This is a genomic window from Sorangium sp. So ce117 (genome assembly GCF_051524395.1).
Classification (GTDB): Bacteria; Myxococcota_A; Polyangia; order Polyangiales; family Polyangiaceae; genus Sorangium; species Sorangium cellulosum_B.
In genome coordinates this window covers 9246381-9273007 of the sequence record NZ_CP150309.1, presented here as the reverse complement: position 1 = coordinate 9273007, position 26627 = coordinate 9246381, and the positions used below count along the sequence as shown (strand labels likewise).

General features: G+C 68.3%; 20 protein-coding genes and 1 pseudogene. 10 read left to right on the top strand and 11 right to left on the bottom strand.

Going from position 1 to position 26627, the window contains the following annotated elements; translation table 11 throughout:
- The first annotated feature begins 16 nt into the window (after positions 1-16).
- From WMF46_RS34695 to WMF46_RS34680, 4 genes are all read left to right on the top strand, one after another.
- Complete coding sequence (locus WMF46_RS34695; protein WP_437981116.1) at positions 17-526, top strand: RNA polymerase sigma factor; 510 nt, start codon at positions 17-19, stop codon at positions 524-526.
- Positions 523-1296 carry a DUF4384 domain-containing protein gene (locus WMF46_RS34690; RefSeq protein WP_437974001.1) on the top strand — a complete coding sequence of 258 codons (774 nt, stop codon included), beginning with the start codon at positions 523-525 and terminating at the stop codon, positions 1294-1296. Before WMF46_RS34695 ends, WMF46_RS34690 begins: the two co-directional genes overlap by 4 nt.
- Entirely contained in the window at positions 1293-2882 is a 1590-nt protein-coding gene (locus WMF46_RS34685) for a caspase family protein (RefSeq protein ID WP_437981115.1), read from the top strand. The genes WMF46_RS34690 and WMF46_RS34685 overlap by 4 nt, the downstream gene beginning before the upstream one ends.
- Before the next feature lie 430 nt (positions 2883-3312).
- Positions 3313-4890 (top strand): leucine-rich repeat domain-containing protein, encoded by a 1578-nt coding sequence (locus tag WMF46_RS34680; RefSeq protein WP_437981114.1) that lies wholly within the window; start codon positions 3313-3315, stop codon positions 4888-4890.
- Between the two features lie 678 nt (positions 4891-5568).
- On the opposite strand, the gene WMF46_RS34675 is transcribed toward WMF46_RS34680, so the two are convergent.
- A complete protein-coding gene (locus WMF46_RS34675) occupies positions 5569-6021 on the bottom strand; it encodes a hypothetical protein (protein ID WP_437981113.1) in 453 nt (150 codons plus the stop codon).
- A 175-nt stretch (positions 6022-6196) separates the two neighbouring features.
- On the bottom strand, positions 6197-7279 hold the full coding sequence (locus tag WMF46_RS34670) for an SBBP repeat-containing protein (protein ID WP_437981112.1): 1083 nt from the start codon (positions 7277-7279) through the stop codon (positions 6197-6199).
- Positions 7280-8553: 1274 nt separating this feature from the next.
- Between WMF46_RS34670 and WMF46_RS34665 the strand changes: the two genes are divergently transcribed.
- Positions 8554-10611, top strand: coding sequence for a DUF2169 domain-containing protein (locus tag WMF46_RS34665; RefSeq protein WP_437981111.1), 2058 nt, complete (start codon positions 8554-8556; stop codon positions 10609-10611).
- Positions 10612-10787: 176 nt separating this feature from the next.
- Here WMF46_RS34665 and WMF46_RS34660 read toward each other — a convergent pair whose 3' ends face one another.
- From WMF46_RS34660 to WMF46_RS34630, 7 genes are all read right to left on the bottom strand, one after another.
- Positions 10788-11258: a hypothetical protein gene (locus WMF46_RS34660; protein ID WP_437981110.1), complete on the bottom strand. Its 471-nt coding sequence runs from the start codon at positions 11256-11258 to the stop codon at positions 10788-10790.
- A gap of 68 nt (positions 11259-11326) precedes the next feature.
- Positions 11327-11707, bottom strand: a complete 381-nt coding sequence (locus tag WMF46_RS34655) for a DUF4150 domain-containing protein (protein WP_437981109.1) — start codon at positions 11705-11707, stop codon at positions 11327-11329.
- 6 nt (positions 11708-11713) lie between these two features.
- Positions 11714-12412 carry a DUF3540 domain-containing protein gene (locus WMF46_RS34650; protein WP_437981108.1) on the bottom strand — a complete coding sequence of 233 codons (699 nt, stop codon included), beginning with the start codon at positions 12410-12412 and terminating at the stop codon, positions 11714-11716.
- Positions 12372-13463, bottom strand: a complete 1092-nt coding sequence (locus WMF46_RS34645) for a pentapeptide repeat-containing protein (RefSeq protein WP_437981107.1) — start codon at positions 13461-13463, stop codon at positions 12372-12374. Before WMF46_RS34645 ends, WMF46_RS34650 begins: the two co-directional genes overlap by 41 nt.
- A 1-nt stretch (position 13464) precedes the next feature.
- The gene (locus WMF46_RS34640) at positions 13465-16653 is read right to left on the bottom strand and encodes a DUF2169 family type VI secretion system accessory protein (RefSeq protein WP_437981106.1); all 3189 of its coding nucleotides are present in this window, start codon (positions 16651-16653) and stop codon (positions 13465-13467) included.
- An 82-nt stretch (positions 16654-16735) separates the two neighbouring features.
- The gene (locus WMF46_RS34635) at positions 16736-19150 is read right to left on the bottom strand and encodes a type VI secretion system Vgr family protein (RefSeq protein ID WP_437981105.1); all 2415 of its coding nucleotides are present in this window, start codon (positions 19148-19150) and stop codon (positions 16736-16738) included.
- 71 nt (positions 19151-19221) lie between these two features.
- Positions 19222-20076, bottom strand: coding sequence for an ABC transporter substrate-binding protein (locus tag WMF46_RS34630; protein ID WP_437981104.1), 855 nt, complete (start codon positions 20074-20076; stop codon positions 19222-19224).
- Positions 20077-20398: 322 nt separating this feature from the next.
- Here WMF46_RS34630 and WMF46_RS34625 point away from each other — a divergent pair.
- A pseudogene (locus WMF46_RS34625) lies at positions 20399-20728 on the top strand (AbgT family transporter); the annotation flags it as partial.
- A gap of 251 nt (positions 20729-20979) precedes the next feature.
- Here WMF46_RS34625 and WMF46_RS34620 read toward each other — a convergent pair.
- On the bottom strand, positions 20980-21192 hold the full coding sequence (locus WMF46_RS34620) for a hypothetical protein (RefSeq protein WP_437988037.1): 213 nt from the start codon (positions 21190-21192) through the stop codon (positions 20980-20982).
- On the opposite strand from WMF46_RS34620, the gene WMF46_RS34615 reads away from it, so the two are divergent.
- The 3 genes from WMF46_RS34615 (at position 21191) to WMF46_RS34605 (ending at position 23100) form a co-directional block, all read left to right on the top strand.
- A complete protein-coding gene (locus tag WMF46_RS34615) occupies positions 21191-21733 on the top strand; it encodes a hypothetical protein (RefSeq protein ID WP_437981103.1) in 543 nt (180 codons plus the stop codon). The two genes, WMF46_RS34620 and WMF46_RS34615, sit on opposite strands and share 2 nt — an antisense overlap.
- A 214-nt stretch (positions 21734-21947) precedes the next feature.
- On the top strand, positions 21948-22625 hold the full coding sequence (locus tag WMF46_RS34610; RefSeq protein WP_437981102.1) for a DNA alkylation repair protein: 678 nt from the start codon (positions 21948-21950) through the stop codon (positions 22623-22625).
- A gap of 325 nt (positions 22626-22950) precedes the next feature.
- Positions 22951-23100 (top strand): hypothetical protein, encoded by a 150-nt coding sequence (locus WMF46_RS34605; protein WP_437981101.1) that lies wholly within the window; start codon positions 22951-22953, stop codon positions 23098-23100.
- A 476-nt stretch (positions 23101-23576) separates the two neighbouring features.
- Here the strand turns inward: WMF46_RS34605 and WMF46_RS34600 are convergent, their stop codons facing one another.
- A complete protein-coding gene (locus WMF46_RS34600) occupies positions 23577-23813 on the bottom strand; it encodes a hypothetical protein (RefSeq protein WP_437981100.1) in 237 nt (78 codons plus the stop codon).
- Between the two features lie 311 nt (positions 23814-24124).
- Between WMF46_RS34600 and WMF46_RS34595 the strand changes: the two genes are divergently transcribed.
- The gene (locus WMF46_RS34595; RefSeq protein ID WP_437981099.1) at positions 24125-25702 is read left to right on the top strand and encodes a hypothetical protein; all 1578 of its coding nucleotides are present in this window, start codon (positions 24125-24127) and stop codon (positions 25700-25702) included.
- Positions 25703-26627: the final 925 nt, after the last annotated feature.

Genomic DNA, 26627 nt, shown 5'->3' with positions numbered 1-26627 from the left:
TGGTACACGCTCGGACGTGGAGGATCGCGAGGCGCTGGTGTCGCTGATCGAGGCGGCCTACCGGCAGCATGGGCACATCGTGCTGCGCCGGGCGCGGCGGCTCCTCGGGAACGAGCAGGAGGCGCGGGAGATCCTCCAGGATGTCTTCGCGTCCCTGCTCGGCGAGCCCGGGCAGCTCGACGGCAAGGGCCCGATGGTGGGCTGGCTCTACGGCGCCACCACGCACGCGTGCCTGAACCGCATCCGTGATCACAAGAACCGGCTGCGGCTCCTCGACACCCACGTCGCACCCCTGCAGCAAGGGAGCGCGGCGGCGTCCGCCGAGAACGCCCTCCTCACGCGGGAGCTCCTCGCGCAGCTCCCGGGCGACCTCGCGCAGGTCGCCGTCCACTATTACTCCGATGAGATGACCCACGAGGAGATCGCGCGCGTGATGGGCTGTTCCCGCCGGCACGTCGGCAATCTGCTGGAGCGGCTGAAGGCCACGCTCTCCGACCGGATGAGAGAAGGGAGTTCGAGTCCATGACGCCAGCGCGACCCGAAGGGTGCCTCTCGGAGCTGAAGCTCGACGAGCTCATGGCGGGCCAGCTCGACGCGGCCGCTGCGCAGGAGGCGAGCGCGCACGTGGCTGGCTGTTCGCGGTGCTCGGCGCGGCGCTCCGAGATGGAGGCGGCGCGGGCCTCGTTCGCGGCGTCCGCGCCGCCCCTGCGGCTCGCCCGCGGCGCCTCCATCTCGGAGCGCCGCGCCGCGGAGAAGGTCCGCCCGCCGCGCCGATGGCTGGCGCCCGCGGCGGCGAGCGCGCTCGCCGCCGCGGCGGCGGCGCTCTTCTTCTTCCGCTTCCAGGCCGGGCCGGAGGGACGAGACGCGGAGCTCCCCGGAGAGCGCATCAAGGGCGCGGAGCACATCGGCTTCTACGTCAAGCGCGGCGGGAGCGTCCTGCCCGGCGGGGCCGGCGAGAGGCTCCATCCAGGCGACGCGATCCAGTTCACGTACTCCAGCGCGGAGGCGCGATATCTCGTGATCCTGAGCGTCGACGGGGCCTCCCAGGCGAGCGTCTATTACCCGAGCGGTCCTGTCGCGGCGCGGATCGAGCCGGGCCGGGAGGTCCTCCTCCCCCAGAGCACGGTGCTCGACGATACGCTCGGCACCGAGCGGATCTTCGGGCTGTTCTGCTCGGAGGCGATCGCGGTCGAGCCGCTCCGGGCCGCGCTCGCGGCGCACCCGGGCGCGCCGCCCGCCCCGCCGGGCTGCGACGTCGACGCGCTCACGGCGGAGAAGGTCGCGGCGTCGCCGTGATCCGCCGTCGCAGAGCGGCGCTCGCCGCCGCGGCGTGCGGCCTGGCCGTCGCCGCCGCGGCGGCCCCGGCCGAGGCGCGCATCGAGCGCTTTGCGGTGCTCATCGGCAACAACGCCGGAGAGAAGGGCGAGGTCGAGCTCCGGTACGCGGAGGACGACGCGTCGAAGATGTACGACGTGCTCAAGGACCTCGGCGGCTTTCCCCCGGCGAACCTGGTGCTCTTGCGGAGCGAGGGCGCGGACACGGTCCGGCGCACGCTCATCACGATGAACGACCGTGTCCGCGCGGCCATCTCGAGCCCGGACACCGATGTCCTCTACCTCGTCTATTACTCCGGCCACGCCGACGCGAACGCGCTTCACCTCGGGCCGACGCCCCTCTCGCTGACGGAGTTCGAGCAGCTCGTCCGCGGCTCGGCGGCCTCGGCGCGGCTCTTGATCGTCGACTCGTGCCGCTCCGGGGCGCTGACGCGCGTCAAGGGCGGCGCGAGCGCGCCCCCCTTCGTCATCAAGCTCGATCAGCGGCTCGCCGGGCAAGGGATGGTGACGCTCACGTCGAGCTCCGGAAACGAGGACGCTCAGGAGTCCGATGAGCTCAAAGGGTCGTTCTTCACCCACGCGCTCGTCTCGGGGCTGCTGGGGACGGCCGACGCGGATCGAGACGGCGCCGTCTCGCTCGAGGAGGCGTACCGCCATGCGTACGAGAGCACCTTGCGCGCGACGAGCCGCACGTGGGCCGGGGCGCAACACCCCACCTTCCGTTACGACCTCCGCGGCCAGGGCAAGCTCGTCCTGACCGAGCTGCCGGTCCATGCGTCGCTCCGGGGCGTGCTCCGGTTTCCGGCCGGCAGGGCCTACCTCGTGATGCGAGACTCCAGCGAGGGCGCGGTGGTGGCCGAGGTGGGGGCGAGCGACGCGACGCGGACCGTGAGCCTGCGCCCTGGCCGTTACTTCGTGCGGGGGCGAGGCCCCGACTTTCTCCTGGAGGGGAGCGTCGACGCCGGGGCCGGGCAGACGCTGGATGTCGGCGACGAGCGATTGAGCCGCGTCATGTTCGCCCGGCTCGTGCGCAAGGGCGGCGGCGTCCGCGAGGTCGCGCAGGGGCCGGTGGCGGGTTATCAGCTCAGGACGCCCCTTTTCCCGGGGGATTCGCTCTGTCACGGCGGCTTCGTCGGGTACGGCATCGAGCTCCAGCACCTCGGCGTCGCGCCTCGGCTCAGCGGGTGCCGCAGCGCCTTCCAGAACGATCACCTCGCGGCGAGCAATGATGAGCTGGGCCTGGACGTGCGCCTGTCCCGCTCCTGGGATCTGCCCGTGATCAGCCTCGGCGTCGGGGTGGACGCCGGCCTCGCCGTCATGAGGCAGCGGTTCGAGACCGCCGGGCGCGCGCCCGACCGCCATGGCCTGGCAGGGGCGTTCGGCGTCGATGCAGGGGTGAACATCGATCTGGCGGAGCGCTTCTATCTCGGCGTCGAGGCGGCGGCGCAGACGTACGTCTTCAAGCAGCAACGCGCGGGAAGCGACGAGGGCGAGGTCGGCGCCGCGGTGGCCATGCGGCTCCGCGTGGGCGTGGGCATGAGCCTTTGACGCGGGCCGCGCTCCTGCAAAATTGCCGCGTCGCGATTGCGCACTTTCGGCGTCGCCCCGGGGTCTTGACGCAGGATCGGAGTGAGCTCAACGTCGTGGGATGGGGAAGCCGTGGCGGATGGGCGTGCTTGCGCTGATGGCGCTCGCGCCGGCTTGTGATGGCCGGATTGTGCGTGACGTCGAAGAACCGCCGGCGGGCGGAGGCGAGGTCGGATCGACGGCAGGGGCTGGCGGTGCCGGCGCCACGTCATCCGGCTCGGGCGACCCGGCGGTCGTCGCGAGCGCCAGTTCAGGCGGTCAATCCTCCGGAGGTGGGCCAAGCGAGCCGGACGCAGGCGCAGGCGGGGACGGGGGCGCAGGCGCGGGTGGGGACGGGGGAGCGGGGGGCGCTGCGCAGGGGTGCGAGCCGGGCCGTTCACTCGGCGGCGTCTTGAATGCCAATCGCCAGGAGGATCTCGAGAAGCTGCGCGGTGTTTCCGTGCTCAATGGCAGGCTCACCATCGGCGGGGAAGTCTCCGATCTGTCCCCGCTCGCGTGCCTGACGACCATCACGGGCCGCCTCGATATCAACGACACAATGCAGCTGTCTACCCTGGACGGTCTCGACGCCCTTTCCTCCATCGGGATGCGGCTGGAGGTGATGCGGAACCTATCGCTGCTCAGCATCAGCGGACTTTCGAGCCTGCGACAGGTCACGGGAACCATCGACATCCGTGAAAACCCGCTCCTCGAGAGCATCGCCGGCGTCGGGGTGAACGTAGGGGAGCTGCGCGTGATCGACAACGATTCGCTCGAGTCCTTGTCAGGCCTCGAAACCATGGAGGAGGGGGAGCTCTGGATCGAGGGCAACGACCGGCTCGCGACGCTGGACGGGCTGGGGAACCTCCGCCGAGGGAGCCTCACCGTCATCGACAGCGACGCGCTGACCAGCCTCGAGGGCCTCGGAGCCGTCGAGGAGCTCGATGAGCTCGCCATCTCCGAGAGCGACGGGCTCGCCAGCCTGGAAGGTATCGAGCGGCTCACGAGCGTCGAGCACCTCTTTTTGTGGGAGAATCGGCAGCTGAGCTCGTTGCGCGGCCTCGACGGCCTCGTCCAAGCGGGGTTCATCGAGATCGGGTTGAACGAGCGTCTCGTGGACCTGACCGGGCTCGCGGCGCTCGAGACCGTCAACTCTCTCGAGGTCAGCGGCAATCCCTTGATGGTCAGCCTCGACGGCATGCTATCGCTCCGCAGTATCCAGCATCTCACTGTCACTTGGAATCCCGAGCTCGTGAGCGCCGGCGCTCTCGCGCATGTTCCCTCGGGCGAGGACCTCATGCCGGCGCTTTACTTCTCGGGCAACCCCAAGCTCACGCGCATCGATCTCGGCGGTGTAACGCACCTGCAGATGTTCTCCGTCTCCGGCTGTGACTCCCTGTCGGATCTGTCCGATCTCGCCGGCGTCACCCAGCTGGCGGCTCTCGGCGTAAGCGATAACGCCGGACTCATGAGCCTCACGGGAGTCGAGCAGCTCTCGGAGCTCGATCAGCTGTCGATCAGCCACAATCCTCGGCTCACGGATCTCCGACCCCTGAGCGGCCTCCGCAACATATACGGGATCGGAATCATCGGTAATCCTGCGCTCACCACCCTCGACGGGCTCGGTTCGCTCAGCGAGGGCAACGGCGTGACCGACAGCGTGACGCTCGAGGACAACGATGCGCTCGTGGACATCGACGCTCTGCGTGGCCTGGTCCACGTGCGCCAGCTCACCATCCAGGACAATGACGCATTGCCTGCGCTGACCGGGCTCGAAGACCTGGCCGAGCTCTCCTGGCTCTTCGTCGAGGGGAACCGGTCGCTCGCGACGCTTCGCGGCCTGGGAGCTCGAACGATCGCTGCTTGGATGCGGATCGCGCACAACGACAGCTTGCCGAGCTGCGAAGTCGAGGCATTCATGGATGGCCTCTACTGGCTGCCCGAGAGCACGATCGAGGAGAACAACGGTACCGGGACCTGCTCGCCCTGAGCCGCGGGGAGGTCAACGCCGCTGTTGACGCTCGACACCGACGCGCACCCATCTCTGTGTCAGGATGTGCCGGCTGTTCTGGCACAGAAGCGCTGAATTCCCCAAGATCTCGTGTCTGGCATGCTTGCTGCTGACAGGCAGCCCCATGACAACGACATCCTTTTCTTCGGCTCAATTTCAAATCGCGCTCGCTCAACGGCTGACCCGCGCGATACTCACCTCGGCGACGCTCGGCATGGTGGCTGGAGGCGCCGCGTGCAGCGGCGATGTCGTCCGGGACCGCACGTCGGGCGAAGGTGGCGGAGGCCTCACCGCGGGAAGCGGCGGCCGCACCTCGGGCGACGCGAGCTCGGGATCGCGTGGAGAGGACGACGAGAGCTCGGGATCGCATGGTGAGATGGCCGGGCAAGGCGGCGGCATCGACGGTGGCCCCGTGTCGGCGAGCTCGGGTGGTGTCTACTACGACACCGTCGAAGGCACCCACTGCATCCCGCGGGAGGAGGTCAGCGGGCAGGGCGGTGCAGGGGGAGCTGGCGGCGTGGGGGGCCAGGGCGGCGCGCCCGCGAGCCCGTGCCCTCCTGTCAACCCTTACGATAGTAAACACCGTTTCCCAGGCAGCGGCTGCGGAGTCTACGAGATCGGCGAGGGCGTCCTTCGAGATGGTCAGTGCTGCTACGACTACACCGCGGAATGCGCCTCCGTGGGCCGCCCATTCGTCGTGGGCGAGCGCGCCCGCACCGCGCGGGCAGCGCGGCGGGAGGCCTCGTCGAGGTCAGCTCGGATCTCCCCGAGATGGCGGCGCGCGCCGTCCGTGAAGGCTGCGTCGGCGAGACCCTCGCCGCCGTGCTGGCGAGCGAGCAGCTCGCGCATGCGAGCGACGCCGCGGTCCGGGGCGTCCTTGCCACGATCGCCGAGGACGAGGCCAGGCACGCCGAGCTCGCGTGGCGCTTCGTGGCGTGGGCGCTCCAGGCGGGCGGCGATGCGGCGCGCCGGGCGGTCGCGGCGGCGTTCGATGCCGCCCCCGCCGGCCGCCCCGGCACAGGCCGCCCCAGCCGGCGCCCTGGCCGCGCACGGGCGGCTCGAAGGCGCCGCCCTGGCCTCCACGTGGCGCCGCGCGATCGCGGACGTCATCACGCCGGCAATGCGCACGCTGCTTTCGGCCCAGCGCCGCGGGTGAGAAATCCTGCGAGAAAAGCCGATTGAGAATGAGCCGTCGCCGGAAATTCAGGCGCCACGGGCTGGGAGAGTTGCGCCGCCAGAGACGCTCCGCGTATTCCCGGCGGCCCGTCGGGCGGATGGCCCAGGGTCATTCGGCGGGCACGTGCAGGACGAATGGGTCCGACGTGGTAAAGAACTCGCCGGTGTACCCGGCGACGTACAGATCGCCGTCGGCGTCTGCGGCCGCGGCGAGCGCCGTGTCGCTGCGCGGCGTCCCGATCTCCTTGGTCCATTGCGCTGCGCCGCTCGCGTCGAGCTTGCGCACGTAGACGTCCTCTTCGCCGCTGCTCGTGGATCCCACGAGGTAGACGTCGTTCTTGCCGTCGATGGCCAGGGCAAAGCCGTAGTCGTAGGACGCATTGCCGGCGTGGTGAGTCCATGACGTCGCGCCGCCTGCGTCGAACTTGCGCACGAAGGCTTCCGGGGATCCCTCGCTCGGGCCGCCGACCTCGCCGGCGGTGCTCCCCGCAACATAGAGGTTCCCGCTGCCGTCCACGCGCGCTGCGAAGACGAAGTCGTTCTCCGTCGAGCCGAACTGCCGAGTCCATGACGTCGCGCCGCTCGAGTCGAGCTTGCGGACGAAGGCGTCCCGCTGTCCTCGGTCCGAGTCTGCGACGACGCCACCGGAGGTGTATCCGCCGACGTAGGCGTTGCCGCTGCCGTCGACCGCCACGGCCATGGCTTCGTCCTCGTCTGGCCCACCAAACAGCTGAGTCCACGCTGGCGCGCCGTTCGCGTCGATCTTGGTCACGAACGCCTCCCCCGTGCTCTGGTCGCCGCCGTAGCTGGCTCCGGCAACATAAGCATTTCCCTGGCCATCGACAGCCAAGGCGTTCGCCGACTCCGAACGCCACGTGGCAAGCTGCCGTGTCCACAGCGTCGCGCCGCTCGAGTCGAGCTTCCGCACGAACGCGTCGCCGAAGCCTCCCCTGGCACCTTCGAGCGCGCCGCCCGTGGTTCCAGCCACGTAGACGTTGCCGCTGCCGTCGACCGCCACGCCCTTGGCATGCTCGTCGCTCGATGTCCCGAACTTCTGAGTCCACACAACGGATCCATGCGCATCGAGCTTGCGGACGAAGGCGTCCGATTCACCGCCGTCCGCGAGCGCGCCGAAGGCGTTTCCCGCGACGTAAATGTTGCCGCCGCCGTCGACCGCCACGGCAAAGGCCACGTAAAAGCCCTCTGAACCGAATCTGTAGTAAGGGTCGGCGCACACGGCATCGGCGGTTGCTGTTCCGGGGGTCGCCACACCGCCCTGTGGCCATGAACTCGAAACCGGCGCGCAATCCGTGAAGGGCGTGCACGCGCGCACGTTCTGCATCTTCGAAAAGGTACCATCGCCGCAGATCACGCACTGGCGGTCGCTGGTGTCGGTGCCTTCCTTCGCGATGTACTGACCCGGGGGGCATCGCGACCACGCCTTGCAGGTGTTGCTGGGGTCGCCGTCATGATCGAACGAACCATCAGGACAGATCTTGGGTCTGTCGTCCGGCGCGCCACCTGCTCCTCCGTCGCCGGGCGTTCCGCCTTCGCCCGCTGCTCCGCCCGACCCCACTCCGCCTTCGCCCGTTGCTCCGCCTGAGGTCCCTCCGCCTTCGCCGGTTGCTCCGCCCGACGCCCCGCCGCTGCCGCCCGAGTTGCCCGCGGCGGCGGTCGTGTTCCCGGCGTCGCTCCCAAGGCCGCCGCCCGCGCCCGTTCCTGCGCTCGATGTTCCGCCGCCTGTCGCTCCGGTGCCTTCCGCGTGACCCGTGCCTCCGGAAGAAGGCCGGGTGTCCTCTTCGTGGACCGTGCTTCCGCAGCCGAGAAGGACGATTCCGCCGATGAGGAAGCCGCTGACCTGGCGGAGCGCTGGCCGCTGGCGATCGTGGTTTGAATGCATGCTGACCCCACTGCCCCCGCGCAGCGCGAGTGCTGGAGTATCGTACGCCACTCTGCCGAGGAAGTCGGTTGGTTCCTCGATCTGGCCCGGGCTTTCAGTGGGAATGATAGGTTGTGGTGTCGCTGCTCGCGGCGATGTGCCGGCGCCGCGATGCGAGCGCCCCTGCCCCCCGGGGACTGCTTCGTGGGCAACACTGAATCAGCAACGTTGCTGCCTGGGGAGCAGGCGCGGCGGCACATCACGCTTCCGCCTCCTCGCTGTGCATCGTTGAGAGCAACCCCTTGCTCCACGGGCGCTCGGCGCGACGGACCGCGCGACCCCGTCGCCACGGCGGGGTGGGGCCATGCCCCGAGCTGTGCGGCCCTACAAGAATTTTTCGAGTGACCGGACTGGAACGGCGCATGCTCAGGGCGAGCTGCGAGCTGGGCGGTCAGCGGGCCGCGGGCGATGGCGGACGGCGCTCCGCGGGGGGCTCCGACCCCGGTGGCCGTGAATCACGAAAGCGCCGCTGAATGGATCGATCTCATCGTGCCGCCGAAGTCCTCATGACAACAAATCGCGCTGGAATGCCTGCGTCCCCCGTCCCCAGCGACGTCCTGACGGCGCTCCCCGGAACGACCGCGACCGCCATTGCATGGCGTACGGCCCAGGGACAGCTCCACCTCACCACGATCGTCAAGGCGACCTTCGCCTTCGCTCCGGACACGGAGATGCCGCTCGTCGAGCCGCAGCCAATCCTTCGCGCCGAGGTACACCACCGCAATAACCCGATCCGGGGCATCCGCTTCACGAGCGACCTCGCCCCCTATCTCGGCCGCGCCGATGTGATGTTCACGGGGCACGCGTACGCACCGCAGGGGACAAGGGTGCAATCGACGTCCGTGCGGCTCACGGTCGCCGACTGCAGCCGTGTCCTCCTTGATAGACAGCTCCTCGTCCGCGATCGCGACGGCTTCGAGCGGATGCCCATGACCTGCGACCGCGCCGTCAGCGGCGTGGACGGGCAGGAGAATCCGTTCGGGAGGGGCCCTGACCCCGCCGAGGCGAACATCGTCGATCCGAGAGATCCGAGTCGACCGGCGGGCCTCGGACCGATCGCGCGCGCGCTGCCAGCGCGCAGACGGCGGCTCGGCACGACGCCGCGAAAGGCGCTCGAGGCGCCGATCGCCGAGATCCCCGAGGGCTTCGACTGGGGCTATTTCCAGGCAGCCCCCGAGAGCCAGCAGATCGATCACCTGCGCGGCGACGAGTGGATCACCCTCGAGGGGCTCCACGCCAGCTTGGCGCGCATCACCATGCGCCTGCCCGGCGCGCGCGGCGCGGCGCGGATCCACGGCCTCGAGGGCCTCGGGGGGACGGAGGGGCTGCACCTCGATCTCGTCGCCGACACCCTGCACATCGATGGAGACGAGCAGCGGTGCAGCGTCGTCTGGCGGCGGAGCTTGCCGCTCCCGCACGCGGACGCGCTCTCGGCGCTGCGCATCGTGGCGGGCGTCGGGATCGGAGGCGCACCCATCGCGTGGGCCGATCCGCCGAGCGTGAGGCGCGCGGAGGCGCCGTCGGCGCCGGTCTCGTCGTGCGGGCTGGCCAACACCGTCTTCATGGCCGAGGAGCCAGAGATCCGGCCGCGCGCCGCGCACACAGTCTTCCTGGAACCCGAGGAGACGCACGCGGCAACGGAGCGCGCGGTGATCCCGTTCAAGCCTGCACAGGCTCCGCATGCGGCAACGGTGGCGCTTAACCCGGACGAGGACGAGGCGGCGAGCGCGAGGCACCCGCTGCCCTTCAAGCATTCCTCGAATCCGGTCGCCCCGTCGAGCGCAAGGCTGCCGTCCTCCTCGGTGCCGCCGATCTCCGCGGCGCCGCCGTTGTCCACGCACGTATTGTCCCCGGACGACGACGCCCGCGCATTCGCGTCCGCGGCGCTGCCGTTTTCAGCGACCCCGAGGGCCCCCGCGGAATGGCGCCAGGCAAGACCCGCCCCCATTCCCGGCGCGCCGTGGTCGACCGAGGGCATGTCGGCCGACAGCGCGCCGTTCGCCGTCAACGCGCCTCCCACGCCGAGCGCGCCGCCCGCGCCCTCCTCGTCGCCCGTCAGCGCCCCTCAGGCGAAGGCGCCGCCCGCCCCGACGGAGGACACGGCGGACACGGCAGACGGCGACGTGGAGCGCTACGCGACCATCGCGGCGCAGCTCTCCGAACGGCGCGTGTCCCGGGCCGACGTGCTGGGCGAGCAGGGGCTCTCCGCGGCGCGCTTCGCCGAGATCGAGAAGCGCTGGAACGCCGCGATGGACGACGAGGACAGGCGCGGCGGGCACGCGATCCACGACGCCTACGACGCCGCGTATGTCAAAGAATGGGAGGCGCACCGCGGGCCCTTCGAGCTCGCCGAGTATGCGCGGCTCACCGTGGCGGCCGAGCGCGGCCAGCTCGCCGCCGTGCTCGATTCGCTCGGCATCCGCCGTACCCTGTGGATGCGGCTGAAGCGGGTCTGGGCAAGGCGTCTCGCCGGCAGCCGGCACCTCGCCAGCACGCTCCAGCGCGAGCTGGCGCGCCAACGCGAGCTGCGGAGCACAGACACGCACGGCACAATGAAGAACCGCAACCGCGCCCCGGGGTCCTGAGGCGCCCGCTCGACGAACCTGTCTCGATTCTGCGTCACATGAGCGCATGTCCATGCTGCATGTTATGGAGAGTGTTCCGGATCAGCCCAGCGTCTTCGCTGATCTCTCCATCATTCTAGCGCCAGGTCGCCGTCCTTCAGGACGACGACCGCAGCCTGCGGCGCCGTGAGAGCCCCTCAGCGAGCGTTGCAGGCGAAGACGTGCTCGATGGCGTCCACGCACATCTGCTCCGCCACCTCCCGGGTGATCCGGGACAGCACCCGAAACCGCGTGAGCTCGGTCAAGGTCTGGTAAACGTTGACCTCGGCGATCACCTCTCCGTCGCCCGCGGCCTCGGCGTTGTAGAAGAGGCGGATCAGGTTGTTCGCCTCCGCCGGCACGCCGCGGAGCAGGAGGTGAAACTCGATGCTGGGGGTCTGTTCGCCCACGTCGTGCTCGATCCGGTGAGCGTGGCCTGACGAGGCGAGCTCGCCGCCGATGGCTTCCAACATGGGGACGAAGATGTCGGCCAGGATCCGCCGGAATTCATCAATGAAAATCTGGCGCCGATCCGGCGGGTTAGAGCCGCTCGTGCGCTGGGCCAGGCGAGCGCCGAACTTCTTTTGAATGATCGCCAGGCGGATGCGGGTATGTTCGTCGATGGCCACGTCCGTGTCCCTCAGCGGTCAGAACAGCGCTGGATTTGGGGGCGCTCTCGCGGACGACCGAGCGGCCGTCATTTGAGCAACAGAACCTTGAACTGGCTCGGGACAATGGTCGTCCCGTTCGTGTTGATCTGGTTCTGAAGGCCCGAAGTGGTGAGCCGCACCGCCGGTTTTCCCTGCCAGAGCACCCCGCGAACGGGGACGAGGTGCTTCCGGGGGCCCATGTTGCGACGGGAGACCACGCCGCCAAGAATCCCAGGGTTATCGCCGGAGGAGATGGGAATGGTGGTTGCCAGGGTATGGGCGAAGCCGCGCCCCAGGACCACCTTGTACGCGAGGCCCGTCCCCTGATTGGTTGCAAAGTTTGGATAGGGGACGGGGATGTTCGGCGGATTGAGGCAGACATCCGGCATGCCAAAGCTGAGTCCACCGCCCGATGTAGTGGCAAACATGTCCGGTCACCCTACCTGGATCTGGTCGCCATCGATTTTCACGAGGTGCGACGCGGTGATCTTGGCATTCTCGCTGTGGATGGCGAGGTTGCCCTTCGCCGCATAGTCGATGCGCTCGGCGCGCACATGGTCAGCCTCTTCCACGATGCGGTAGGAGCGCTTCACCCTCTGCGACAGCCGTTCGAGCGTCGAGTCGAGGCTCCGGCCGATCAGCTTGGCCCGGTGGACCTCCCCGCGCGCCATCTTGCTGAGGAACGAGAACAGCTCCAGCGCGACATGCCCCTCCTTGGCCTCGACACGGAAGGTCGATGCGGCCATCGAGAGGTCTTTGCCGGATACCACGTGTACACCGTCCGGCGCCGCGAGGCCCAGCGAGCCGCTCCGCAAACGAATCTGGAGATCCCCTTCGGAGACGAGGTGTGATGGCGCGCCTTCCTCCCGCTCGAGCACGGCGAGGATGTAATGCGTGCCATTCACGGCGGTGAGGAGCACCATGTCGCCGGTGGCAGGCTCCAGCAGGCAGCTCGTCGCGCGCTTCGCGCGGACCTCGCCATCCTCGGTCTCGACGATGTACGCGGAGCCATCGATGCGGAGCACGGCTCCGTGTTCGCCGTAGGCTTCCCGATAGTACTGTCTCGCTCTTGCTGCGCTCTGCATGGTTTCCTCATGAGTGAGGGGTGCGTTGACTGCCGGCAGGCCTCCCAAGGACGTTGGCCTGCCAGTCTTCTGCTTCCTTGAGCTCCTGGTCGTCGCCGTGCGCCAGCGCCTTAGTCAGCGGCCAGATCGTGCCCTTGTCCGTCACACGATGCAGCCGCGCGTGCGTGAGCGTCGCACCGGAGAAGTCGGCAGAAGACACGTCGGCGTGGGAGAGGTCTGCATGGCGCAGGTTCGCGTGGCAAAAGCGGGCCCCCGGGCAGCTTGCCCGGTGCCAGACGCTCATCTCGAGCCGCGCGCCCGAGAGGTTCGCGGCGTGAGCACGCGCGTCGACAAAGATCGACTGGCTCAGGTCGGCCTGGGTGAGGCTCGCGTTCATCAGGGTCGCTTCGACAAAGTCGGCCAGCTGGGCGACGGCTCCGTCCAGTCGGGCCCCGGTCAAGTTGGCGCCCTTGAAGCTGCATTGCGTCAGCGTGGCCCCTGAGAAGTCGCAACCGTGCAGGTCGGCGTCGGTGAAGAGCGTCCTGCTCAGGTCCATCCGCCGGAAGTCCTTGGGCCCCATCCGCACCTGGATCAGGATCGCCTCCACGAGGGTGGTTCCCGTGAGAATGGCCTGGGACAGGTCCTGGCGGAACAAGACGGCCCTGGTCAGGTTGGCCTGGGAGAAGTCCGCGCCTTCGAGCTCGGCCTGACACAGGCTGGCGTCGGTCAGGTTGGCACGGACCAGTCGGGCGTTCTTGAGCTTAGCATGGTCGATGGCGGCTGACGAGAGGTCAGCTCCGGTCAGATCGGCCGATTCGAGGTCCACGCCCGAGAAGCTCGCTCCAACCAGCGAGGCGTCGGCGAGCACAGCCCCCACGAGCCTACAGTCCATAGCGGTGCCAAGGTGAAAATCCAGCCCTTTCAGATTTGCTCCCGCAAGGTCGCAGCGGTGAAAAATCGCTTCGCGCACCTTGACGCCGGTGAGGTTGGCGTTGGTGAAGCGGACATCTTCAAAGATCCCGCCGGAGAGGTCGAGCCCCGACAGGTCGAGGCCCGACAAGTCCAGCTCCGAAACGACCTCTTCTTGTTCGATCAGCTTGCGCAGCGCTTCCCTATCCATGCTACCTCTGGGCCGGTATCACCCTAAGTCGCTTGAGGTTGGCGCCGGCAAAGCTCGTGTCGTCGTCACCAACCATTCGGTCGGCGCACACACTGAACAGGTTGGCTTTCTCGAAGTCCGCCCCCTTGACGCACGCATGATTCATGATGCTCTGCCTCAGGTCAGCGGCGTAGAGCGACGCCCTGGTGAGGTTGGCGCGGGTGAGCATGGCTTCGGCGAGGTTCGCGCGATCCAGGCTCGCCTCCGTCAAGTCAGCCTCATCGAGCAGCGCGCCGCGCATGTCGGCGTCAGAGAAGTCGCTGCCAACAAGGCTCGTCCCCATCAGGTTCGCGCCGGTGAGCGTCGCACCGGCGAAGTTTGCGCCCGCAAAGGACGAGCCCTTCACGCTCGCGAGGTCCTTTGCCATCACGTTTCGGAAGACGGCGCCGTCGCCCTGGGCGGCGATGAAGGTGGCGGAGCTCAGGTCGACGCCGGTGAAATCGACCTCGGTCACATTCACCTCGTTGAAGGTGCACCCCGAGAGCTGCGCACCCACGAGGCGCGCTCCCGTGAGGTCCACCTGCTGGAACATCGCCTCTTTTGCGACGACGTTCTCCAGGTTGGTGTCGCAGAAATTGGCCTCGGAGAGGTCGGCACCCGATAGATTGGCGCCGGATAGATCCGCTCCCCTGAGGTCAGCCTTGACGAGCACGGCCTCGCCGAAATCGACGCCTCCCCCGGCCTTCACGTCCCGCAGGCACGCCGAACCAAAATTGGCCCCATCGAGCTTGGCCCCCGAGAGATCCGCCGCCTCCAGGTTGGCGTGCGCCAGGATGGCTCCTGTGAGCTTCGCCTTTCGCAGGATGCTCCCGGTGAGGAAGGCCGACTCGAGGTTGGCGCCCTCGAGGTCGATCCCCTCGAGGTCGAGGTGAGAGAGGTCGGCGCCCGTGAGGTCGCACCCCGCGAAGCTCCGCCCCTCCTTGTGACCGGCTTCCACCTCGTGGCGAAGTCGCAGGGATTCTTCGCTGTCGAGGGGCGCGGAGGCCGCCAAGAGATGCGCGAGCCGCGGCCCGTCTTCGCCCCACTCGGAGAAACGCGACGCCTTCTCGTCCAGCTCCTCCGCAAACGCAAGGTCCTCGTCTTCCGCAGGCTCACCGCCCCAGGCCTCGTCCTCTGGCAGGGGATACCCAGCCGGCTCCTCGGGCGCTGCGTGGGCGACCTCGGACGCCTCGTCGGGGAGGTCGTATGTGTCGTCGAGGTCCGCGTCGTCGGCGGCCCGGGTCTCGTCCTCGAAGGCTTGCCAATCCAGCGACGACACCAGCTCTTCGGTCTTCTCCTTCGTGAAGCCCTCGCTCGTCAGCGACTGCCGCATGCGCTCGCGGACCTCCGACATCCTGAGCTCGCTCGGATGCTCGGCGGCATTCTGACGCGCCTTCGCGAGCAGCGCACCGACGTCGACCCCGTGCGCCGTAAGCCCGCTGCTGAGCTTGCTCTCGACCAACTTGACCACGGCCTCGTCGGATTCTTCCGATTCAGCGAGGGAAGCAAGATCGTCGGAGGGTTCTTCCTGGCCGAGGTGCGCCTCTGGATCGATGCCACGGTCCAGCAGCTGCTTCTTGCCCCATTCCACGAGCGCATCCTGCTCGCGAAGCGCTTCGGCCTCCTCGGGGTCGTCTTCCAGGCTGGGGGTCGTCGCCGGGGCCGTGAACGCGATTGGCTCCGGGTCCGCCTCGTGGCTCACCCCCGTGTCCGCCTGGGACCATGCAAAGCTTTCTTCTTCCTCCTCTGTGCCCTCTGGGAAGTCCGTGGCTGGCTCCGCCTCTTCCTCGTCGGCTGCGGCGACGAGGTGCTCGGGGTCGTTCCCCATCTCGGCGAGCTCGGCCTCGGTCGCCTCGACGTCGGGCTCCCCCTTGAGCTCGGCCTCGATCGCCTCGACGTCGAGGTCCCCCTCGAGCTCGGCCTCGGTCGCTTCGACGTCGGGGTCCTCCTCTGCTCCCGCTTCGTGGACACCGGTGGTGACAACACCGGCGCCGGCCGCGGCCGCAGCCGCAGCCGCGCGCTTGACGGATCGAGCCGGGGTACCTCCCAGAAACCCCTCCCGCCTGAGCCTTGACGCAAGCCCGGAGAGCGTGTCATCGGGCAGCGGCGGCGCCTCCGGATCCTCGGGCTCGGGCATGAGCACGTCGTCCTCGTCATCCGGGAGATCGACGTTCAGGCGGTCAAGCCGGGGGATCAGGTAGTCGTGGTAATACGCGACAGGCCTGGGAGCCCCCATGGCTTCGCAAGCGACCAGCACGGCCACCACGTCGTCTGCGTCGTCCTCGGAGATCTCGATGCCGCCGCGGAAGAAAACGATTCCCCGCTCGCGGTGCGGGAACAGACGCACCGTGTCGAGCTTCATCGCGGGCTCGTGGATCTCCACACCGTCGCTCGCCTTGAGGACGACGAAGCATCGACTAACAATACCGGGAAGGGCGCCTTCAATCCGAGGCTTGTCGGGGTGCATGTTCTCGACCACGAAGGCCTCGTCGCCCCGGAAAACCCCGTCGATCTGCTGGTCGTCCGGAGCCATGTTGAACAGCGTTGGGTCCAGATCCCGCGCAAAACCAGGGAAGCACTCGTCGCGCCACGCTGCATCGTAGGTGCCGATCTTGGAGAACCTCTGGGGCCACGTCACGTCGTAGCCGTCGAGACCGGCGGGCATCGGGCTGTCGCTGCGTGCGTGGATGAGATGCTTGGGCGACTCGATGTTGGGGAGCGCCGCGCTTTTGTCGCCGTGGCCCTTGCCCAGCGGGTTCCTGGCAAAGCCATCCCCGCCAAAGGCGTTTCGCCAGGTGACGGGCATCTCGGTGAAGGGCGCCGGAGCCGACATGCCGAGCAGACCCCACGTCCGGTCGCCGATGACGTAGAGGCTCTTGTCGATGGCTCCTAGCTGGACGCGGACCGAGCTCGCGGGGCGGGCGACGCATCCCGGCGGATAGCAGCGGCCCGTGACGAGGAGCTCGCCCCGGGTCTTGGGGTTGAACTCGTCGAGGAGGCCGTCCTCGCCGAGCTCCTCCATGGCGATCTTCCAGACCGTGGGCTCATAGAGCAGCCGGGCCGGCCGGTCATAGGAGAAGCCGACGAAGGTGGTGACCAGGAGGTGCGGGGTGCGCTGGTGCATGAAGACCCTCGGCACCACCCCGAGGCGCATGGGCTTGACGATTTTCATCCGACAGACTCCAGGATAGCGGGCTCGATGGGTCGTTCGACTCAGCGTTGAGCGCGAGCCTGTTCCACACGCGGTAGGTGGATTACTTCAGGATGTGCAAGTCCGCCCTGTGGAGGTCGAGCTGGGACGTGATCCGATACAGCTCGCACTTGTATTTGAGGCCCCTCGCCTGGACTTCCGCCGCCGTCACCTTCTTGATCTCGAGAGGGGCATATCTGTACCACAGCCCATCGATTCTCTCGGTTTTTGTCCCGCGGATCCTCTCGACCCGTGACCCGATGTCGGTCTTGTAAAGACCGCTCACCGTGCTGGTGGAAGCGCCGAGGACAGTGTTTTTTCTCCACCCCTTGATTGTAGAGCGGACCCCACCTTTGACTTTGTTGATGGTCTGACCTGTGACGTCTGTGACGTTCAGGCCCTGAACAGTGGTTTCTCGCCCTCCGCGGAAGTTGCTCGTGGCGCGACCGCTGACATCCGTACGTCGCGTACCGTTGACATCGGTCTCGCTAGTACCGTTGATCGTCGTTTTGTTCGATATGAAGACCGTCGTCTCTCGCCCGTTGAAGAAGGTGCTATCGTCGCGGCCTCTGATCTGGGTGTTACGCTTCCCAAGGATGCGCAAGCCGCTGTTGCCCCTGATGGTGGCGCTGCGATCGCCCACGAGCATGAACGTGTCGTCGCCCTTGATCGTTGTGGTCCGATCCTTCGCGATGATGGTATTTCGTTTCCCACGGATGATCGTCTTTTCATTGCCCCAGACAAATGTGTGGCGATAGCCCAAGATCACGTTCTGCGCGTATCCGGCGATGAAGTTCCCGGCGTATCCCCCGGTGATACTCAAACGGAAGCCTCCCACGATATTCTCGGAGATGCCCACGGTGATCGCCGTTCGGTTGCCAGTCACGATGTTCTCGGAGCTGCCTCCGATCCACACATGAGCGTGGCCTTCCGACTTGACCTCGTACGAGGCGCCGCCGTTGGGCGCCCCCATTCGGAGGTAGGTGTTGTCATAAGGCGTCGACAGCGTGATCCGCTCTTGCCCGGCCTGGTCTTCGAGCTCGAGCCGGTTGCGCCCGCCCGTCTGGATCACGTTCCGCGTGTTGTTCCCCGCCGTGACCGGGCTCGGCGTCAGCGCGTTGGGCGCGACCCCGACGATGGCCGGCCGGTCGGGATCGCCTCCCTCGAAGGCGCACATGACCTCGACGCCGGCGCGCAGCGGGAAGTGGAAGCCCTCGATGCCGCCGCCATGGGGCTGGAGCATCCGGACCCAGGTCGACGCCTTCCCCCCGCTCAGGTCGCTCTCGTCGAAGTGGAACTTGATCCGGTAGCGGCCATGGCTGTCGATCTGCGCGTAGTCGCTGACCGCCCCGCCCTCGACGACCGCAGGCTCGGTGCCGTAGATGCGCGGCCACTCGGTCACCTGCGGCGCGCGGAACTGCGCCGTCGCGGGGATGGCCTTGGCCTCCATGCGGTAGTTCTCGGTCCACGTCGTGAAGTCGCGGAGCTCGGGCATGTCCGGGGCCTGGTTGGACCAGTGCTCGACCTCGATGGTCAGGTACTTCGTGTTGAACGCGGCCCGCGGGTGGTCCTCGATCTCGAAGGTGAACCCAGGGACCACCGTCGCCGCCTTGCCCGTCGCCTGGTAGACGACGCCGGTCGCGGAGAGGCTCTCGGCCTTGATCCGCGCCAGCCGCGCCCCGTCGCCCGACGAGAAGAACCGCGCGCCGTACAGGCTGACCTCGCCAAAGCCGCTCGGGCTGACCGACGCCTGCCCGGCGATCGGTACGGCCGGCGTGGCGTAGTTGTAGTCCTTGAGGCGGACCGAGCTGGGCATGACGTCATGCCGGCAGGTGAAGGCGTGGAAGGTGTCCTTCGCGGTGTTGGCGCCGCCAGGCTGCGGGTAATAACGAATGGGCTTGTCGCCATGGGGCTGATGGGCCGATTTGTCATCGGTCAGCACCAGCGTCTCGCCGCCCTCCCCATGCTCGAAGTAATAATAGATGCCCTCTCGCTCCATCCACCGGGCGATGAAGGCATAGTCGCTCTCGCGGTACTGGCAGACATGCTCTTCGGCGGCATAGGAGCCCTGGAGCTGCAAGGCGCAGTCCGTGACGCCGCCCTTTTGAAGGACGGCCTGGAGGATCTCCGGGATGGTCTTCACGGTGAAGACACGGCTGTGAACCGCCAGGGTGAGCAAGGCGAGGCGCGGGATCATGGTGGCCCGGAAGACGCACCGACCGGCAAAGTCGTTGATGAGCTCGATGCTGCCGAGGATGCCGCTTCGAAGGAAGCTCTCGCCGCCGTCGCTCCGCTCCAGGGAGATGGTCACCGGCTTGCCCAGGGCCGCGGCCATGTCGATGCCATGGCCGACATCGTTCGTCGTCACCAGGTAGAGCTCGAAGCGATAGAGCTTCGAGATGCCCTCGGTGCCACGAAAAGCCACGAGCTTGGTGGAAGAGGGCAGGGCGCTTGATTGGACGACAAAGTTGTCGGGCATGGCGATCCTCACGGGTGAGCAACGTCGGCAGGCGCAGACGCGCAGGATACTCTAGACGTGATTTGTTTCAATTAGATCGTCCTGGCGTCGAAGCGCGTCTGGCCAGTGGCCTCGGCGACCATATCGGCCGTCTCCTGGGTCAGCGCGATTGCCTCGGTCCAGTCGCCCGGGTACTGCGGCTTGCCGGCGCTCTCCACGAGGCAGCGCCCCTCCGCGGCCGTCAATCCCTGGTCCTTGACGTAATACGCGTCGATCCACACGTCCGGGTTGGCGTAGGCCCACAGCTGGGCCCTGGTCCGGCGCTTCACGTACTCACGCAGCGCCGCCGCCTTGTTCGCGTCCTCCAGCGCCGCGGTGCGCACGTAGAACACGTAGAAGAAGCTGAGGTTCTCGCGGACGCCGTGTTCGATCGACGTGGCGCCCTCGTCGCGGTATTCGTTGAGGTAGCGCAAGAGGATGGTGCCTGAGAGCGGCGCGACGTCGACCTGGCGGCTGGTGAGCGCCAGCTTGGAGAGCGGCTTCTCCCGGACCTGCACCGCGATGATCTTCACGTCGAGCCCGGTGAAGGTGGCGTGGATCGGGGGCGTGTCGCCGACCGAGCCGCCGTCCAGCGCGCCGGCGCGGAACGCCTCGACGGTGAGAGGCCCGCCGCTGATGTTCTGCCAGCCGGCGGCGAATGGCAGCGCGCCGATCTCGCCGCTCAGCTGCAGCTGCTTCTGCACGGTCGGATCGCCGATGCGGAGCTTCGTCTCGCGTGGAAAATCGGCCGGGATAGCCGCGTCCAGGGCGAGCCACGCGCCGGCGTTCGCCTCGTCGCCGCGCCCACATCCGGACAGGGCGAGCGCGAAGACCAGCAAGAGGCCCAGGAACTCCACCGCGCGCTGGCGGACGCCCGTGGCCGGCGGGGCGCTGAGGCAGCGGGACATGCGTATTGCGTCTCCTCTCCCCGCTGCGCTGAGCACGGTTCGTGCCGCGCTGCGCGCCCGCCCGACCACGCCGTATCCACGACGATTTCCGGCGGCCGCACCCCGGGGCCCGCCGCCGGAATGTCATGGCGCCCCGGCCCACGCGCGCGTCGAGCGGCGCCGGTGCGGTAATGCGACAGCGACGCTCGAAGCGCATTGCTGCCCCAGCAGCAGCCGGTGGCGATCCGCTGCTTCTGTACGAGCACGACCGGTGTCCGCCCAAAGCCGCCAGCACATGTTCAGCGCTTCACGCTGCCTGGGGTGATCGCTTTGAGATAAGCGCATGTCCAGCGAGCAACCCGAGCAATCCCCCCTGCCCCGCGCCGAGATCCGCGGGGCGAGCCGCGTCCTCGACGCGCTGGAGCGCGCGGGCAACAAGCTGCCTGATCCGGCCGTGCTCTTCATCCTGCTGGCCGCGGTCGTCGTGGTCCTCTCCGCGGCGCTCGCCACGCTCCAGTTCAGCGAGATCGACCCGCGCACGAAGCAGCCGCTCGTGGTCCACAGCCAGCTCTCGGGCAAGGCCATCACCGAGTTCTTCTCGACCATGGTGCAGACCTTCACGAGCTTCCCGCCGCTCGGCGTGGTGCTCGTGGCCCTGCTCGGGGTCGGCATCGCCGAGCGCTCAGGGTTCATCAACGCCGGCCTGAAGAAGGTCCTCGCGATCACGCCGACGAGGGCGGGCGGGTGCGGTTCGGAGGTACGTCTCTCCCCCGTGAGTGGGGCTTCGCCTGGGTCTCGGTCGGGACGCGCGTCGAGGTCCGCGGGACGAAGCCGGGCTATAAGGGCGTGCCGAAGGCGGTGGAGGTGGTGCCATTGGTCACACCTGAGGACTCGGAGGGCCTTGTCGACGGAGCGCTGGCAACGTCACCCCCCATCCAGCTCTTCGTGGCCTTTGCCCCGGCGGACGACGCTTTCGCGCGGTGCCTCGAGAACCACCTCGCCGCCCTGGAATCGAGAGGTGTCGTCCGTACATGGAGTGAGCGCCGGCTCGATCCCGGCGCCGAACGAGAGGTCGAGCTCGGTGCGAGGCGCGATGAAGCCGACATCGTCCTCCTGCTGATCAGCGCGGATTTCCATGCCGCCCGTGGACCACACCTCTCCCGAGCTGAACTGGACGGCCGGCCCCGACGGCACGCAGAGTTACGCCATCGTTTTCAAGGACGTCACGCTGGTCACCGGAAGCCCACCGGACGAGCGCGGGTACCACTGGGTGATCTGGAACATCCCGGCCAGCGTGCGCTCGCTGCCGAAGAAGCTTGCCTCCGGGAACCCCATCACGGGGGTGGCCGGCGCCAAGCAGTACAGCGACCCGCTCTTCAACGACGGCTACGTCGGTCCGTGCCCCTCCTGGGGCGTCGCTCCGGGATCGCCGCTGCTCGACACGGATCCCCCGCCGACGGTGAAGACCGACAGCTACACGTTCACGGTGTTCGCGCTGCCCACGGCGACCTTCACCGAGCCGGCCATGCGTCCGGCCCCGGCTGCCAGCGAGCCGCCGATCAGCTGGGTCAAGGACATCGACAGCGCTCTCATCGATCAGGCGATCGGGACGGCCGTGCTCGACACGACCTCCGACGCTCAGCCGGCGGAGTTCGCCGTGCCGCCCGCGGCGCCCTGAGCCGCCCCACGCTTCGCGGTGGGGCGCGGCGCCTTTCACGCCGCACCGCGAGCACGCCAAAGAACTATGAGACACGCTCTGGTCGTCCCGCGGGGGCATGCCAGGCCCTCCTGGAACAACGACGCTGGTTCAACAACCAATCCGCGTCGCCACCCGAGGCGACGCCGCGCCGCTGCCGCTGGACGGCGCCCGCGGATACGGTTAGCTCCAGACCATGAACCTCACCGACGTCCTGCGGGAGCTCGCCGCGCTGAGCAACGAGAAGATGCGCGAGGTCAACGCCCGCGCCGGAGACGCCCACGGCGTGAACCTCACCCAGCTCCGCGCGCTCGCGAAGCAGCTGAAGACGGACCACGCCCTGGCAGGCGAGCTGTGGCGCACCGGGGACCCCGACGCCCGCCTCCTGGCGACGCTCGTGTTCAAGCCAAAGGCCTTCTCGGCGGACGAGCTGGACGCGATGGTCCAGGAGATCGACTATCCCAAGCTCCTCGACTGGTTCATCGTCAACGTGGTCAAGGCGTCGCGCCACGTCGAGGAGCTGCGTGTCCTCTGGAAGGACTCCGCGAGCGAGCTGGTCGGGCGCGCCGGCTGGAGCCTGACGACGGAGCGCGTCGTGAAGAGCCCAGCCGGCATCGACCTCTCCGCGCTGCTCGACCAGATCGAGGCGGAGATGAAGACGGCGCCGGGCCCGAAGCAGTGGTCGATGAACCACTGCCTCGCCGAGATCGGCATCCACAACCCCGGGTTGCGCGCCCGCGCGGTGGCCATCGGCGAGCGGCTCGAGGTGCTCAAGGACTACCCGGCGTCGCCGGGCTGCACGCCGCCGTTCGCGCCGATCTGGATCGCGGAGATGGTGCGGCGGCAGAAGGCGGCGAAGACGCGGGGCAAGTGAGGGGGCGGCTCGCCCCGCTCCCGATGGCGTGAAATCCGCATGCTCGCGCGCTTGCGCTCCGCCTGCCGCGAGGCCCGACGCGATGGAGGACAGCAGAGCAATCCAATTGCAACAGGAGCAGACTGCGCCGGGGGGAAGGATGAACGCGCACTCCCGTGCTGGATGATTCCATGATGTGCTGTCAGACCATCGCGCGCCGGCATCGGGCGCGCCGAATTGGTGCGGACAGATCTTGCGCCTTGCGATGCAGCACACTAGACTCCAGCCAACGAGATGCAGTCACGGGGTAGGTGACTTGAAGCGCCGTCTGTGACGAGCCGATCGCGTGCTCATCGTGACTGGTGTGACGCTCGTGCTGGCGTTCGCGGCCGGACTCGACGCCGGAAGGAGCGGGCGAGGCAGGCGAATGGGCCAGCTCGACGTCTACACACCGCGGCTCGATATCTACATGAGGGGATCCAACTTCTACAGGTGAGGGACCGAGCGAGTGCTCGCGCTGCAGCGGCCCATGGCGCGATCCGGCTTGGTATCGATCGACCGCGCTGCAGCGTGCCGTCGCGAGCGAGTCGACACCTCCCAGTCGGATTGCCCTCCATTCTCCTCGAAGCGGACGAGCCGTATCCCTCGAAGCGGACGAGCCGCTGGAAGGCATCACACCCACAACAGCAAAAGGATGGAGAACATGCGAACACGGTCATTGGTAACAGCGTTCCTCGCGTGCGTCGCCCTCGCCAATGCGAGCTGCGTGATGGACGCGCCGGACGGAGATGAGTGGGACAGCACCGAGGAGACCGGTGACGCGACGTTGGCTTCGACGGTGTCGGGCTGGACGGGGTGGTCGTCGGGGAGCTGCGGAATCGGTGGATGCACCCCTATCGTCTCGCCCACGTGCGCGAACGGGAGCTTCGCGACCCGCTGGGAGAGCAATTCGTCTCGCTCCCAATTCCGGATCTACTGTACGCCCGGTCCATCGTCCACGACGAACCACGCCTGGACGACCGATTGCCCCAGCGACAAGGTCGCGACGGGGGTCCAGTGCGTCACGAGCAGTGGCCAGGGATTCTGCTCGCCGGCGACGGTCCGGTGCAGCACGCCCGTGGGGACGGGTTGGGGTACCGGCTCGCCGTCGTCCCAGAGCCCGACCACGATAGGGACGAATCGATACCAGTGTCCTGACACACCAGTCACGGGGTATGGATACGTGGACCGCATCAACTATACGGGTGGTGTTTGCGGCACGCTGTGGGGGCCGCTCCCCTGATGCGGCCTCCGGCCGTTCCCGTCGAGCAGGTGCCGGCCGCGTTCACGGCTGACCGGCGCGCCCGCCGGTAAACGCTGCTGGGGCGCAGCGCAACCAGCCCTCGACCTCCGGCAACGACGGCGGGCCTCTCCTGGCCGCGCCGATCCGCCGCTCGACCCGCCTCTTCCCGCTCGATACCGGCGCACGTTCCCGCCGCTCGGTGAGCGCCTCGCCGGCTGATAGGATCGCGGGCCTCACCGTGAACGATCGCCGCGAGAGCTTCCAGGCCATTCCCCACGACGAGATCCAGCGCGCCGAGGACCGGTCGTGGACCGAGCGGCTCCTCGGCTGGCTGGTGCTGCCCGAGCTGCCCGAGGCCGAGCGGGACGAGATCGCGACGACCCTGGCGCGCGTCGAGGACCCGCGCGCGGCGGCGCGGCTCATGCGCATCGTGGAGGCGCGCGAGTTGCCCGAGGCGGCGCGCGAGGCTGCGGGCGCGATCCTGAGGAGCGCCGGGAATCCGCCGGGCGGCGCCTGGCTCAGGGCCGCCTGGGCGGAGGGCGACATCGTGCTTCGCCGTCACGCGCTGCTCTTCATGGAGCGCGCCCAGGCGGACCTCGTCGAGCCGGTCGCCCGGGATTCCGCGCACCCGCTTCACAAGGAAGCCATACAGGCCCTCGCGCTCGGCTTCTCGGAGCCGCGCTTCCAGGCGCTGATGATCGCCGCCCTCGGGCACCCCGACGCGGGTATCCGCAAGGTCGCCGCCGACGCGCTTGTATGGGAGGAGCCCGTCGCGGCGGAGGCGCCGCTCCTGCGCGCCGCCGTGGATCCCGCGGTCGACGTCGCCGTCGCTGCGCTGGAGACGCTCCACTATTACCCGAGCCGGCGCTGCCTCGATGCGGTCGCCGCGCTCCGCGGGCACCCTGACGAGCGGGTGCGCGCCGCAGCGGCCGCGTGCGCTGTCGAGATCTGCGAGGGGAGGTTTCGGTGGGCGCTCGACCGCGCCGAGCCGGCCGAGCGGCGGCTTCTCCTCGCGTGGATGGATCCGGTCCGGCATCTCCTTGGCGTCCTGGGAGACGAGGACGCGTCGGAGGCGGACGATCCCGCCGCGCGCGGCCCCATCTCCTCGCCCGGCGGCGATCGCGGGTCGGGGGCAGATCTCGAGATGGCCGAGCTCCTCGCGCTCTATGCCGATCTCGACGGCTGCTGGGCGGAGAGGAAGCATCGGTTCGCGGACCGCTTCCGAGCAGCGGGAGTTGCGGCGGATCGCGGCGCAGCGGCGGCGTTCCTGGCGGGGCATCCGGATCCCTGGATCCGCGAGCGATCCGCGTCGCTCCTCGCCGCGTGGGACGAGCAGGAGGCCCTCCTCGGGCTCACCCGCGATGCTGCCTTTCACGTCAGGACGAGCGCGATGTACTGGCTCGGCGAGCTCTCTGCGAACCGGGCCCTCGCGGGGCCCGCCTGGGAGCACCTCGGTGAGCTCGGGACGACTGGCACGCATGCTCTCGAGACCCTGAACACGTACGTGGCCCATGCGCTCAAGGAGGAAGCCATCCCCCGGCTCCTCACCCTGGCGCGCAGCGACGAGCGCGAGCCGGTCCGGTACGGCGCCGTCGACGCGCTCGCGAAGCTCGGCGCCCACGCCGAGGTCGTGGCGCTCCTGCCCTTGCTCGCCGAGCCGCCGCAGGTTACCTGGGCGGTTCACGTCGCGCTCCTCTCCGCGTGCAAGCGTCTCGGTCTCCACCCGGGACGGTGCGAGGCGCTCCGCGAGGTCGACAACATCGATGTTCAGCTCGCGATCGCGCCCTGGGCGGTGGGGTCATCCGTCGCCGATTAGCTTCGAAGGAGAGTCCTGGATCGTCGAGCTTCTGGCTGTCCGAGGTGTTGACAAGGAGAGATTCCCGCCAGAAAAAACGACCGATGACGAGCGGCGGCCGGAAACAGTAGCAATTTTATGGTTTCCGCCTGTTTCGACGCTGAGGGCGGCTCCGGTGTGGCCGAGCGGGGCGCCCTCCGCCGCAGGGCAATGGCGCAGCGCCGGGCAGCTCATCCGGAGGCGGGGACAAGGGGCGTCACATCCGCCCGCACGGACGGCAAAAGCTGCCCGAGACCTCATCTCCGAGGGCGACGGCGCGGCTCAGGGTGCTGGCGAGCGAGGCGACCACCGCAGCCCGACGCGACGGATCGGTCACGGCGAGCTCCCCAGGCCCGGGGTTTGGCCCTTGGGCCCGCGTTGGGCCCATGCCTCCCGAGGCGGTGCGATCCGTCGTCACGCCATCCATGAGCACCTGGACTGTATGGTCAAATTCGGATCGAAGTGAGGTGGCGCTCGTCCGTGGCGAACATCCACCACGCTTTGCGGATGGCACACCCATGCCCGACGCAGAAACGTTGTTGTGGAAGATCGAAGTGGCCACCTACGAAGAAGCTGCGGCCGTTCACCACCTGCGCATGGGCTGGGAGCCCTACAGGCCTATGGGGACCCCGAGCCGTGCCCGTGTTGCAGCGCCATGTTGTATCCTGAAGGCAGCGGTGAGTGCGGCTGCGGTCACCGTTCAACGTGAGTTCGAGGCGACTCCCGCGCCGCCGTTGAGCGCGGCTGCTACGTCTCGCCGCGCGTGGCGCGGGCGGCCTCCACTTTCGCCATGATCTCACGAATATACACACGTGCGTCGCCGCGCGTCTTGAGCGGCTAGAACACCAATCATGTTGAAACCCGGAGAATTTTCACAGGGAGGCGAGGAGGCGGGGAGGAAGAAAAA

Bases quoted from the DNA above. Each gene is read 5' to 3' on its own strand.
- WMF46_RS34690 (WP_437974001.1), top strand. From the start codon at position 523: ATGACGCCAGCGCGACCCGAAGGGTGCCTCTCGGAGCTGAAGCTCGAC.
- WMF46_RS34675 (WP_437981113.1), bottom strand. From the start codon at position 6,021: ATGACGTCCGCGATCGCGCGGCGCCACGTGGAGGCCAGGGCGGCGCCT.
- WMF46_RS34665 (WP_437981111.1), top strand. From the start codon at position 8,554: ATGCCTGCGTCCCCCGTCCCCAGCGACGTCCTGACGGCGCTCCCCGGA.
- WMF46_RS34655 (WP_437981109.1), bottom strand. From the start codon at position 11,707: ATGTTTGCCACTACATCGGGCGGTGGACTCAGCTTTGGCATGCCGGAT.
- WMF46_RS34645 (WP_437981107.1), bottom strand. From the start codon at position 13,463: ATGGATAGGGAAGCGCTGCGCAAGCTGATCGAACAAGAAGAGGTCGTT.
- WMF46_RS34640 (WP_437981106.1), bottom strand. From the start codon at position 16,653: ATGAAAATCGTCAAGCCCATGCGCCTCGGGGTGGTGCCGAGGGTCTTC.
- WMF46_RS34635 (WP_437981105.1), bottom strand. From the start codon at position 19,150: ATGCCCGACAACTTTGTCGTCCAATCAAGCGCCCTGCCCTCTTCCACC.
- WMF46_RS34630 (WP_437981104.1), bottom strand. From the start codon at position 20,076: ATGTCCCGCTGCCTCAGCGCCCCGCCGGCCACGGGCGTCCGCCAGCGC.
- WMF46_RS34615 (WP_437981103.1), top strand. From the start codon at position 21,191: ATGCCGCCCGTGGACCACACCTCTCCCGAGCTGAACTGGACGGCCGGC.
- WMF46_RS34620 (WP_437988037.1), bottom strand. From the start codon at position 21,192: ATGGAAATCCGCGCTGATCAGCAGGAGGACGATGTCGGCTTCATCGCG.
- WMF46_RS34610 (WP_437981102.1), top strand. From the start codon at position 21,948: ATGAACCTCACCGACGTCCTGCGGGAGCTCGCCGCGCTGAGCAACGAG.